Raw genomic sequence first — 11719 nt, forward strand, 5'->3', positions numbered from 1 at the left:
CCACGTGAGCATCCGCAGCGTTGACGGCCAGGACCCCGAAGAAGTGCTGACAGGCGGGAACGTCGCGGACAGCGTCGTCCGCGTCGGGTCGACCGTGCGTAAGCCGGGCACCCCGGCGACACCCGCGGTCGAAGCGCTGCTGGAACACCTGGCCGAGGTCGGATTCCCAGCCGCACCAAGGACTCTGGGGCGTGACGAGCTCGGACGGCACGTCCTCGAATTCGTGCCGGGCTCCCTGGCGGACACCTTGCCACCGATGACGACGTCGGAACTGCGACGGCTCGGACGCCTGATCCGCGATTTTCACGACGCCGTCGAGGGCTTTCGCCCACCGGCCGACGCGCAATGGGACGTCGTGATTCCGCCGGATCGCCAGGACTTGGTCTGCCATCACGATCTCGCGCCGTGGAACCTGGTTCGTGACGGCGATCGCTGGGTGTTCATCGACTGGGACGCCGCCGGCCCGGGTTCCCGGCTCTGGGACCTGGGGTATGCAGCCAACGGCTTCCTACCGCTAAACCCTGGCAGCTCCCCCGATGTCGACGGCCCACGCCTGCGCGCGCTGGCCGACGGCTACGACCTCGACGAGCGACAACGCCAGGAGCTCCCGGCGTTGATCGTGGCACACACTCGGGGTATGTACACGTTGCTCCACACGTCGTCCCTTACCGGAAAACAGCCCTGGGCCCGCCTCTACGCCGAGGGACACGGTGATCATTGGCGGTCCTCAGCCGACTACATCGACGAGCATGTCGAGGCTTTGAAAGCCGCGCTGCTCGCCTAGCCATTCCCATACATTCGCAAGGAGGGCACTTTTGTAGTTTTGTGCCCTGGTTGAAGTCTCAAGGAGGGCACTTTGCGGTCTCTCAGAAACTAAGACACCCGACGGGTCAGGGCCTGATGATCGCGTAAAGCAGCATGTCGCGGCGGGTGCCGCCGATCTCCTGATGGCTGCGAAGCAGGCCTTCGCGCTGAAAGCCGGACGCTTCCGCGGCACGGCTCGAACCGACGTTCCACGGCTCGATGTACAGCTCGACCCGATACAGCTCCGGGATCGTCCAAGCAAACGCGACCAACGCTTTCAGTGCGCTGCTCGCGATTCCGCGACCGCGTTGCGCCGGATGAACGGAGTAGCCCGCCGTCGCGCGGCCCGTCTCCAGATTCCGCAACCAGAGTCCGATCGAACCGACCGCTTTGTTCGTCTCGACGTCGGCGACGGCAAAGGACGGGCCTGCCCCTTCGGCAAGTCGTCCGCGTTGCCGGTGAACCCAGTCCATCGCTTCTTCGGCGGTCGGGTGTACGGGCAGGGTGCCGATGAGCGGAATGTAGGGATCCTCGCCCATCGCCAACGCGAGATCCACGTCCTCGTCGGCGAATTCGCGCAACACGATCGAACCGTAGGCCGGCGGCGTAGTCGGCCAGGCCGGCAATTCCTCTGTCACGCCGTCATTCAAGCATTCTGCGCAGAAGACCGCTAAGCCGTTTCTGATCAGCCGAACCGAGACTGCTCGTCATCGGCGCGATGAGGACAGCGACTTGATCCCTCAACAGGCCGACGAGCCGCTGCCCTTCCGACGTGAGGCTGACCCGAACAGCCCGCGCGTCGTCGCTGCTGACGTCCCGTCGCACCAATCCGCGCTTCACGGCGCGGTCGACCAGGCCGCTCACTGACGACCGCTCCAACCCGAGAAACGTCGCCAACTGAGCCATCTTCGGCTCGCGGTCCCGCAGGATGGCCAAGACCCGCAGCTGCGTCAGCGACAAGTCGTGCTCGGCCGCCACCTGGCTCAGCAGCGCGATCACGGTGAACGAGGCCTGCACGAGGCTGTCCATCACGTCGGCGGACGCCTGATCATGGCCGGTGTTCGTGTTCATGCGACCAGCCTACCTTGCGCTAGTTCGTAATACCACCTAATATAGTTCGCAGTACCACCTAACTGAGTCTGGAGAACCCTCATGCGCGCCGCCGTCGTCACCTCCTTCGACACGCCACCGACCTGCCAAGACTTCCCTACGCCAACACCGCGGACACCTGATGCGGCCCTCGTCGACGTCATCGCCGCAGGCCTGCACCTCCGCGTGCGGTCCCAGGCCAACGGTTCGCACTACACCAGCTCCGGCGAACTGCCCCTCGTCCCGGGCATCGACGGCGTGGGCCGGGCCTCCGACGGCACCCTCCGCTACTTCTACCTGCCCGACACCACGATGGGCGCGATGGCCGAGAAGACGGTCATCGACCTGCGCCGCAGCGTCGTGCTCCCCGAGGACTGCGACCCGGTGCTCGTCGCCGCGGGCATGAACCCCGCGATGGCCTCGTGGGTCGCCCTTCGGCGGCGCATCGACTTCGAGCCCGGCCAGAGGGTTCTCGTTCTGGGCGCGACCGGCAACTCCGGACGGATGGCCATCCAGGTCGCCAAACACCTCGGCGCCGCCCACCTCATCGCCGCCGGCCGCAGTCCCGAACGGCTTGCCACCCTCACCGCCCTCGGCGCGGACACCACCGTCGACCTCGCCGACGTCGAACGCCTCGGCGAAGCGGCCGGCGATGTCGACGTCGTCATCGACTTCCTCTGGGGACAGCCCACAGCCGACGCGATGGTCGCCGTGCTCAAGAACCGCACCGACCGAGGACGACCGCTGACCTGGATCGAAATCGGCTCTATCGCCGGACCCACCATTTCACTCCCGTCCGCCGCCCTCCGCTCCACGCGCCTGCAGATCGTCGGCAGCGGACAAGGCTCGGTCCCGACCCACGACATGCTGGCCGAATTCCCCACCCTGGCAACACAAATCTCCCGGGGCACCTTCGAGATCGACGCCCGGACCGTCCCCCTCGCCGACGTCGAAACCGCCTGGAAAGACACCGGCAGCACCCAGCGCCTCGTCATCACCCCCTGAATCGCGAGCCGGGAAGGTGGCGAGACGTGCAGAATGCTGGTGAGGGGTGATCGACATGACCGACCAGGAGCGCGTGCCCAGCCTGCGGCAAGTGGTGCTGGACTGCACTGACGCCAGGGCCCTCGCGGAGTTCTACCGAAGCCTGTTGGGTTTCGTCTACCGGCCTGGTGACGAACAGCCGGCGCCCGGCGAAGCCGATGAGCGCGGCGCCGACTGGCTGGTGCTGAGGACCCCGGACGGGACTCCTCAACTGGCCTTCCAGCAGGTCGGCCAACTGGCGGAAGCGACATGGCCTGATGACGTGGTGCCCCAACAACTGCATCTGGACATGACCGTGGCCTCGGTTGAGGACCTGGACGTCCAGCACGACCGTGTCCTTCGCCTTGGCGGGAGACTGCTCAGCGACCGCGGCGACGATCCGGAGGAACCGCTGCGCGTCTACGCCGACCCGGCCGGCCATCCGTTCTGCGTCTTCGTTGCCTGACCGGCTCTCAAGAAGTCGCGTCGTGGACGAGACGGCCGGCGAACCAGGTCTGCCGGATCTGGGTGTCGTGAATCTGGTCCACGGGAACGTCGAAGAGGTTGTGGCCCAGGACGACGAAGTCCGCGGACATCCCCGGTGAGAGCCGGCCGATTTCCCCGGCCAAACCCATGGCCTGCGCGGGGTTCACCGTGTGAGCCCGAATAGCGGTGTCGAGGTCGAGGGCCTGGTCGGCGCCCAAGGTGCCGGGAAACGCGGGGTCCGGATTGCGGCGGGTGATCATGGACTCGATACTCAGCCACGGGTTCGGGACGGGCATGGCCACCGGCCAGTCCGAACCGGCGGCCACGAGGGCGCCGGCGTCGTGCAGTTCCCGCAGCGGCCAGATGCGGTCCATGTAGTGATCCTGGACCTGCATCGCGATGACGGCGTTCATCGGGTTGGGGAACCACAACACCGGTGAGGCGTCGGCGACCACCCCGAGCTCGGAGAAGCGGGCCACGTCATCGGGGTGCACGAACTCCGGATGCGCGATATGGAACACGGGACCGTCGCCGTGCCGCTCGCGCATGATCTCGACGGCGTCGAGTACCTGACGGACAGTCGCGTCCGCGGTGGCGTGCAGCTTGGCATGCAGCCCACGCGAGACCGCGTCGTCCAGCAGTTGCAGGAGTTCCGCGTCGGTGAACAGACCGTCGCCGTGGAACGGGCACTGATGACCCACCGGGGCGCCGCTGGGCGCGAAGGGGTCCGGCTTGTACGCGTCGAGGAACTTCGACGTCCGGGTCATCGGCACGCCGTCGAGCACTCCCTTGACGAAGTCCGGGCGCACGTGGGCCGAACGGCGCGCGGCGGCGGTGTCGAACAGTTCGGTACCCACCGGCCCGGACTCGACGAACTCCCTGGCCGGCATGGAACCCACGATCCAGGCATTGAGCTCCCCTGCCCGGTCGAGTTCGGTGAAGACGTCCAGCCACGCACCCATGGTCGCCGCGTCCTGCGTCGCGGTGACCCCCATGGAGTTGAAGATCGACACGGCGGTGCGGGCCGACTGCAGGTCCCGCTCGTGGGCGTTGTCGACACTGTGGCGGGCAGCCAATTCAGCGTCGGTGGAGGGCTGATCCAGCAGGAGCCCAACAAGCTGACCGTCGGCGTCCCGTACGTAGCTACCCCCGACCGGATCCGGGGTTGCGGAGTCGACACCCATGATCTCCAGCGCACGGGAGTTGACCCAGCGGTTGTGCAGCGAGTCGTCGCGCAGCATCACCGGCCGGCCCAGGCTTGCCTCGTCCAGGGCCGCCAGCATCTCCCGGTTTCCCACCGCATGGAACACGGGGCTGATGACGATGCCGCCGATGACCCACTCGTCCGGGCCGAGCTTGCCTGCCCAGTCGCGCACCGCGCCAAGGATTTCCTCCACCCCGAACGCCGGCGACAGGGCGAGCTCCCAAGCCGCCGCCTGTCCCCCGAACCCGACATGGGAATGCACGTCGACCAGGCCCGGCATGACCATGGCACCCGCGGCATCGACGATCCGGGTGTCCGGCCCGGCGAGGGGTTCGACGTCCGTGTCGCTCCCGACGGCCACGACCTTCCCGTCACGGACCGCGAACGCCTGCGCCCACGGCAGACCGGGGTCGAGGGTGTAGACGGCAGCGCCACGAACGACGAGGTCGGCAGGCTGGTGATCATGAGCAGACATCTGGCAGTCCTCCAGGCCACCCGCGGAGGTGCGGCCTTGTTGGTACGAAACGGGTATAGCGGGCAGAGCCGCCGTCAGCGCAGGCCGTAATCCCGTGACGAGAGGATCAGGCCGTCGCGGATCCGCATCACGAAGACCGTCGGCATGGTCATCTCCCCCTCGCCGCGTTTGATACGGGAAGTCACCTCGGCGACGATCACCTCCGGGTCGGTGGTCTCGTGTACCACGATATCTTCGACGTGGAATTCGCCGTCGAACCGGCCTGCGCGGTCGAAATGCGCGCGCAGCTGCTCACCCTCCAACCGTGCCTCGGGACCGGTGCTCGACGACGGCGTTCTCGGCGTACAGCCTCGGAATCTGGTCCGCTTTTTTGTTCACCAGTGCATCGATCCAAGCCTTAGTGACCACTTGGTCATTAGCAACAGTACAGTCGGTCAGCGCTAATGTCCACGTGGTCATTAGCGCCCATAACGCCTAGGGTGACCGAATGCCAGTCGAACCCGGGCAGCCGCCGCGTCGGCGCGTACGCGACCCGCAACTGCATCGCGAAGCGATCCTGGAAGCGGCCGCGCAAGCCTTTGCCGAACGCGGCTACCGGCAGGCGACCGTGCGCGACATCGCCCGGCGCGCCGGCGTGACACATGGACTGGTGCTGCGGCATTTCGGCAGCAAGGAGCGGCTGTTCGTCGCCGCGGTGCCGGGCACCCGGGACATCGCCGGGCTGGCCTCCTCGGTGCCGGCGGATCTGCCGGAACAGGTCGCCGCGGGCTATGTCCACCGCATGGAGACCGCGCCGGCGGGCGACCCGATCCTCGCGCTGATCCGCAGCGCGGCCGATGGCGACGCCTCGACCACCGCGCTGTACCTGGCCATGCACGCCGAGACCGAAGCGGTCTACCGGGAGGTGCTCGAAGACCCGGCCACTGTGGCGAACCTGCCGTTCTTCGAAGCCGTGCTGATCGGTGTGACCCTCAGCCGCTACATTCTCCGATCCGGCCCCATGGCGGAGTTGAGCGTCGAGGAGTTCACGGCGCACCTGACCCGATGTCTGCGCGCGGTGCTGTTCGACACCGCGGCAGACAGGCTTCGTTGACCTGAACCTTGACGGAGCCTCGTGCTCAGGGCTTGAATCAGGGGCTGTTGGGGCATTGGTTCAGACCTTGCCGGTGCCGCGACGACCTCCTCCTCCCCCGCTCCTCCCCGGAGGGGGCGTAACCGCAGCTTTGTGGGAGCGCTTCCACACCGTGGAGGGGAACCCCCACCCGAAGGGATCCGCCCATGATCCGACAACTCTTGACCCACCTGCGGGTGGTGTCCGTCGTCTCGGTGGCGTTGGTAGCGCTGGCCGTGCCGACCCTCACCGCGTCCACCGCCACCGCCGCCCCCGCCGTCGTCAACTGTCAGCCGCAGGGCTCCGTCAGCCTGGCCGGCGGCGAGTACACGCTTCAGAACAACGAGTGGAACTCCTCCGACCCCCAGTGCGTGACGACCACCTCCGGCACGGCGTGGACGGTGAGCACCGCGAACTTCAACCTCTCCGGCGGTGCCCCCGCCACCTACCCCTCGATCTACAAGGGCTGCCACTGGGGCGCCTGCACCACCAACAGCGGCCTGCCGATCCAGGTGAGCCAACTCGGCAGCGCGACGTCGTCCTGGTCGACGACGCAGCCCGCCACTGGTGCGTACGACGTGGCGTACGACCTGTGGACCAACTCGGCGCCCACCACTGGCGGGCAGCCGAACGACAGCGAGATCATGATCTGGATCAACTCCCGCGGCGGCGTCGGGCCGTTCGGCTCGAAGACGGGGACCGCGTCCGTCAGCGGGCTGAACTGGGATGTCTGGACCGGCCGCCAGGCTGCCTGGAACATCGTTTCCTACGTTCTGCAAGGCGGCAGCACCTCGGTCACCAACCTCGACGTCAAGGGGCTGATCAACGACTCCGTGCAACGCGGCACCACGGGCCCCAACGCCTACCTCATCGACGCCGAGGCCGGGTTCGAGATCTGGAAGGGCGGCCAGGGCCTGGGCACGAACTCGTTCTCCTTCAACGCCACCCAGGGCACGGGCACCACTCCCGGCCGCACCGGGGCGATCACGGGCGTCGGCAGCAAGTGCGTCGACGTCGCGGGCGCGAGCAGCGCCAACAGCACGGCAGTCCAGCTCTACGACTGCAATGGCACCGGCGCCCAGCAATGGACCGTCGGCACCGACGGGACGGTCCGCGCGCTCGGCAAGTGCATGGACGCCGCCTCTGCCGGCACGGCCAACGGCACGCAAATCCAGCTCTACGACTGCAATGGCACCGGTGCCCAGCAATGGAGTGCCGGCGCGAACAACAGCCTGCGCAACCCCAGCTCGGGCCGTTGCCTGGACGCCACGGGCGGCAGCACCGCCAACAGCACCCGGCTCCAGCTCTTTGACTGCTCCGGCGCCGCCGGCCAGCAGTGGCACCTGCCCAGCTAGCTCACTTTCCCGATAACCTTCGGCCTCCGGTGCGGACCGTCTGTATTCGCACCGGAGGCTTATCGTGGCGGCATGCTTGAACTAAGCACGCTTGACCCGGAGCAGCTCGGTCCGGCGACCGACTCTGGCGGTCCATCCGAGGCAAAGGCGCCTTCCTCCGCTTCAACGACGAACCGTATAAGGAATACCCGCTCCTGCTCCCGGCACGGCGCGCCTTCCAAGATGCGCGCGCAGAGCGCCGGGCCGTTCATTGGCTGGTCGGCAATTCACCCGGAGCCAGACCTTCCTTGACCGGCGTCCGGGCTGCCCGGAGGGTCACCCGGCCACGTTGAGGAAGTACTGGCCCTTCTCGAGGTCGTCGATGAGCCCTGGCTGCGTCGGCTGCCAGCCCATCAGGTCACGGGTCAGCGCGCTCGAGGCCGGCATGTCCAGCCCGAGGACGGCGGCAACCCAGCCGAAGTGCTCGCCCGCATCCTCGGGGGAGATGGACGTCACTGGGACGTCGAGCTGCCGCCCGATCACTTCCGCGAGGGAACGGATCGACACGCCCTCGTCCGCGACCGCGTTCAGCGTCGATCCTGCCGGGGCCTGCTCGAACGCCAAGCGGAACAGGTGCGCGGCATCAAGCCGGTGCACGGCGGGCCAGCGCTGCGAACCGTCACCAGGGAAGCCCGAGACGCCCTTTTCTCGGGCGATACCGACAACAGCCGCCACGAAGCCCTTGTCCCCGTCACCGTGCACGGTCGGGGGCAGCCGCACGACGGACGCGCGGACTCCGCGAGACGCGAAGGAAAGCGTCAGCTCCGCGTTGGCCTGCCTTGCCTCCGGCCCGTTGCTCGCCGCCGCGGCCGCGTCGAAACCATGGCCGTCCTCCTCGGTCACCGCTCGGCCCAACCCGTACCCGCCCGTCCCGGAGGCGATGACAAACGGCCGACCGGAACCCGCAAGTGCCTCGCCGAACGCCTCGATGGCGCGGTGGTCCGCGGCGGCGGCGCCCCCGAAATTTCCCGAAAAGGCGATGTCGTGCTTGAACGCGAGGTGGATCACGCCGTCCGAAGCGGCGGCCGCGCTCCGCAAGACGTCGACGTCATCGAGAGTGCCACGCCGCACCTCGACCCCGGCCGCGAGGAGAGCGTCGGCCGAGGCGTCCGAGCGAGCGAGCCCGGTGACCTGGTGGCCCGCGCTGATGAGCTCAGGAACGACGGCGGAGCCGATCCAGCCGGACGCTCCGGTGACGAATACATGCATGAGAAAACCCTTCGATCAGTGATGTCAGTCTCCGTCATCACGCTAGCACTAATGTCAGACTCTGTCATCAAGTAGGATCAGGCCATGAGCAGATGGGAGCCCAACGCGCGCGGCCGGCTTGAGCAGGCCGCGCTGGAGCTCTACGTCGAGCGCGGGTTCGACCAGACCCCGGTAGCGGAGATCGCCAAGCGGGCGGGACTCACCGAGCGGACGTTCTACCGGCACTACGCCGACAAGCGGGAGGTTCTGTTCGGCGATGGGACCACGTTGCCGACACTCCTCGCGAACGCCGTCATCGAGACGCCGGATTCCATAGCGCCGATCGACGCCGTCGCCGGAGCCCTCGAGCACTGGGGCGAGCTGATCCAGGAACGCCGCGCCGGCGCGCTGCGGCGCCAGGTCATCATCGACGCGAACGCCGAACTGCGGGAACGCGAGCTGACCAAGCTCGCGACAATCACCTTGGCCATGGCAGGCGCCCTGCGCGAACGCGGCGTCCAGGAGCCGACCGCGAGCCTGGCAGCCGAGGCGGGCATCGTCGTCCTCAAGGTCGCGTACGCCCGCTGGATCAGCGCAACCGGCTCGCCGGACCTGCCGCAGATGATCCGGGAGTCGTTCCGCGAGCTGAAAAGCGTCACCGCGGGCGAATAGCTCAGGCGCCCTAATATGGTCAAATCATTCTTGAGCAAGCCGTCAATTGCGCAATAGTAGACAATAAATTTCCCCTGACGTGCGCGAGCCCGGCCCGGATCGAATGATCCCGGGCCGGGAATCGCGAGCAGATCAGTTCACGGCGGCGGCGAACATGCCGGCCTCGTAGGACCCGCCTTTCTGGTGCACGATCACGGCGAGCCGGTTGGCCGCGTTGATCAGAGCGACCAGGGAGACCAGCGCGGCGATCTGGTCGTCGTCGTAGTGCTTGCGTACCTGGGCCCAGGTGTCGTCGGACACGCCTTGGTTGGCGTCAGCGAGCCGGGTGCCCTCCTCGGCGAGTGCCAGCGCGGCCTGCTCGGCCTCGGTGAACACGGTGGCCTCACGCCAGGCCGCGACCAGGTGGAGCCGAACCGAGGTTTCGCCTGCGGCCGCGGCTTCCTTGGTGTGCACGTCGATGCACCAACCGCACCCGTTGATCTGGCTGGCGCGCAGGGAAACCAGCTCCTGCGTGGACTTCGGCAGCGGCGACTGGTGGATGACCAGGCCGGCGTTGGCGAACCGCTGGAAGAACTTCGCGGCGATCTCGTTGTCGAGCATGGTGAACCGGGGTTCCATGACTTCGTCCTCACTGGTGAGTTGCGCTGAATGACCACAAGATGCCGACGGCGCGATCCCTGTGACAACGTGGCTGTATGACGCACGCCACAACCGGCGTCACCGTTTCGGTGTCACAAAACGGCGGGGTCCGGCATCTGGTGGGTGACACAGTCGAGCGCAAGGAGGAGTCACCCATGGCAGGCAGCAGTCCGGACCCGGCCACTGAGTCGTTCCTCGCCCACCGCAACCTGCTGTTCACGGTCGCCTACGAGATGCTCGGCTCGGCCGCCGACGCGGAGGACGTCCTCCAAGAGACCTGGATGCGGTGGACAGGCGTCGATCTCGCCGAAGTGCGCGATCAGCGCGCGTATCTGGTCCGGATCACCACCCGCCAGGCACTTGGCCGGCTGCGGACGCTCGGCCGCCGCAAAGAGTCCTACGTCGGGACGTGGTTACCCGAGCCACTGCTCACGACACCCGACGTCGCCGAGGACGTCGAGCTGGCCGACAGCGTCTCGATGGCGATGATGCTGGTGTTGGAGACGCTCCCGCCGACCGAGCGGGCGGTGTTCGTGCTGCGCGAAGTGTTCGATCTGGACTACGACGAGATCACCGAAGCCGTCGACAAGAGCCCGGCCGCGGTCCGCCAGATCGCGCACCGGGCGCGGGCGCACGTCGCGGCGCGCCGGCCGCGCGGAGTCGTTTCCGCGACCGACGCCCGACACGCGCTCGATGCGTTCCAGCGGGCGGCCAAAACGGGCGATCTGCAGAGCCTGCTCGACCTCCTCGCGCCGGATGTCGTCTTCCTGGGTGACGGTGGCGGCGTCAAGCAGGCCGTCCTGAAGCCCATCGTCGGGGCCGACCGGGTGACCCGCGTGCTGACTGCCGGTCTGGGCAGCATCGACGCCGCGTCGCTGCTGCCTGCTCAGGTCAATGGCTACCCAGCGCTGGTTCTCCGGCTCGACGGCGAGATCGACACAGTCATCGCCATGCGCATCGACGACGGCCTCATCACCGGGCTCTACGCCGTGCGCAATCCCGAGAAGCTGTCGCACATGAAGCATGAGACAGCGCTGCGCCGCTGATACCTGTCAAGTCAAGCCGGTGACGTGACGGGCCGGCCGAAACGCAGGAACGAGTCAGCTCCAGGCGCGCCTTGCAAAAGTGATCGGACGGGGTTTACGTACAAACCTCATCGTTGCACTTCGAGAGGAGAGCGAAGAGTCGCTCAACCAACTCTTCCGCGCTTTGGCCGACGGCACACGCCGCGACATCTTGACGCGGTCGCTCACGGAGACGCCGTCGGTTTCCGATCTTGCCGCGCGCTACGAGATGAGCTTCGCCGCCGTGCAAAAGCACGTCGCCGTGCTCGAGCGCGCGGGTCTCATTCAGAAGCATCCGAACGGCCGCGAGCAACTGGTCTCCACCAACCGAGCGCGGCTCCGGCGCGCCGGCGAACTCCTCGACCGGTTCGAAGCCATCTGGCGCCAGCGCATGGCCCAACTCGACAAGGTACTGGCCGAACGAGGCGCGTCCGCCGCACACGCCTAGTACTCCAGCCGGACTTCGTGATGTCGCTGGTGGGCTGCCCGCAGGCAGGTGCGGCCACCAGTTGATCATGGTCGGTTGTGTGGACTAACCCTGATCGGCTGGTGGCCGCAGGCCCCAGCGTA

At 67.3% G+C, this 11719-nt stretch carries 14 protein-coding genes; 8 read left to right on the forward strand and 6 right to left on the reverse strand.

The window, feature by feature from the left end:
* The first annotated feature begins 4 nt into the window (after nt 1–4).
* A complete protein-coding gene (locus JWQ81_RS42950; protein ID WP_297551297.1) occupies nt 5–784 on the forward strand; it encodes a phosphotransferase in 780 nt (259 codons plus the stop codon).
* A gap of 106 nt (nt 785–890) precedes the next feature.
* Here the strand turns inward: JWQ81_RS42950 and JWQ81_RS42955 are convergent, their stop codons facing one another.
* On the reverse strand, nt 891–1442 hold the full coding sequence (locus tag JWQ81_RS42955) for a GNAT family protein (protein WP_297551299.1): 552 nt from the start codon (nt 1440–1442) through the stop codon (nt 891–893).
* A 4-nt stretch (nt 1443–1446) separates the two neighbouring features.
* Nucleotides 1447–1875, reverse strand: coding sequence for a MarR family transcriptional regulator (locus tag JWQ81_RS42960; RefSeq protein ID WP_297551301.1), 429 nt, complete (start codon nt 1873–1875; stop codon nt 1447–1449).
* An 81-nt stretch (nt 1876–1956) separates the two neighbouring features.
* On the opposite strand from JWQ81_RS42960, the gene JWQ81_RS42965 reads away from it, so the two are divergent.
* A complete protein-coding gene (locus JWQ81_RS42965) occupies nt 1957–2898 on the forward strand; it encodes a zinc-binding alcohol dehydrogenase family protein (protein WP_297551303.1) in 942 nt (313 codons plus the stop codon).
* Between the two features lie 55 nt (nt 2899–2953).
* Entirely contained in the window at nt 2954–3382 is a 429-nt protein-coding gene (locus tag JWQ81_RS42970; RefSeq protein ID WP_297551305.1) for a VOC family protein, read from the forward strand.
* A 7-nt stretch (nt 3383–3389) separates the two neighbouring features.
* Here the strand turns inward: JWQ81_RS42970 and JWQ81_RS42975 are convergent, their stop codons facing one another.
* Entirely contained in the window at nt 3390–5081 is a 1692-nt protein-coding gene (locus JWQ81_RS42975; RefSeq protein ID WP_297551307.1) for an amidohydrolase, read from the reverse strand.
* A gap of 74 nt (nt 5082–5155) precedes the next feature.
* Nucleotides 5156–5383 carry a hypothetical protein gene (locus tag JWQ81_RS42980; RefSeq protein ID WP_297551309.1) on the reverse strand — a complete coding sequence of 76 codons (228 nt, stop codon included), beginning with the start codon at nt 5381–5383 and terminating at the stop codon, nt 5156–5158.
* Nucleotides 5384–5568: 185 nt separating this feature from the next.
* Here JWQ81_RS42980 and JWQ81_RS42985 point away from each other — a divergent pair, with 185 nt between their 5' ends.
* Both JWQ81_RS42985 and JWQ81_RS42990 read left to right on the forward strand, forming a co-directional pair.
* Complete coding sequence (locus tag JWQ81_RS42985) at nt 5569–6174, forward strand: TetR/AcrR family transcriptional regulator (RefSeq protein WP_297551311.1); 606 nt, start codon at nt 5569–5571, stop codon at nt 6172–6174.
* A gap of 185 nt (nt 6175–6359) precedes the next feature.
* On the forward strand, nt 6360–7547 hold the full coding sequence (locus JWQ81_RS42990) for a ricin-type beta-trefoil lectin domain protein (RefSeq protein WP_297551313.1): 1188 nt from the start codon (nt 6360–6362) through the stop codon (nt 7545–7547).
* 315 nt (nt 7548–7862) lie between these two features.
* Here JWQ81_RS42990 and JWQ81_RS42995 read toward each other — a convergent pair whose 3' ends face one another.
* Nucleotides 7863–8795, reverse strand: a complete 933-nt coding sequence (locus JWQ81_RS42995; protein WP_297551314.1) for an SDR family oxidoreductase — start codon at nt 8793–8795, stop codon at nt 7863–7865.
* A gap of 84 nt (nt 8796–8879) precedes the next feature.
* Between JWQ81_RS42995 and JWQ81_RS43000 the strand changes: the two genes are divergently transcribed.
* Nucleotides 8880–9446, forward strand: coding sequence for a TetR family transcriptional regulator (locus JWQ81_RS43000; RefSeq protein WP_297551316.1), 567 nt, complete (start codon nt 8880–8882; stop codon nt 9444–9446).
* A gap of 132 nt (nt 9447–9578) precedes the next feature.
* Here JWQ81_RS43000 and JWQ81_RS43005 read toward each other — a convergent pair whose 3' ends face one another.
* Nucleotides 9579–10064 (reverse strand): carboxymuconolactone decarboxylase family protein, encoded by a 486-nt coding sequence (locus JWQ81_RS43005; protein WP_297551318.1) that lies wholly within the window; start codon nt 10062–10064, stop codon nt 9579–9581.
* 176 nt (nt 10065–10240) lie between these two features.
* Between JWQ81_RS43005 and JWQ81_RS43010 the strand changes: the two genes are divergently transcribed.
* Together JWQ81_RS43010 and JWQ81_RS43015 are read left to right on the forward strand one after the other, a co-directional pair.
* Nucleotides 10241–11131 carry an RNA polymerase sigma-70 factor gene (locus JWQ81_RS43010; RefSeq protein ID WP_297551320.1) on the forward strand — a complete coding sequence of 297 codons (891 nt, stop codon included), beginning with the start codon at nt 10241–10243 and terminating at the stop codon, nt 11129–11131.
* Nucleotides 11132–11240: 109 nt separating this feature from the next.
* Nucleotides 11241–11597 (forward strand): helix-turn-helix transcriptional regulator, encoded by a 357-nt coding sequence (locus JWQ81_RS43015; RefSeq protein ID WP_297551322.1) that lies wholly within the window; start codon nt 11241–11243, stop codon nt 11595–11597.
* Nucleotides 11598–11719: the final 122 nt, after the last annotated feature.

Source organism: Amycolatopsis sp. (assembly GCF_025464955.1).
Classification (GTDB): Bacteria; Actinomycetota; Actinomycetes; order Mycobacteriales; family Pseudonocardiaceae; genus Amycolatopsis.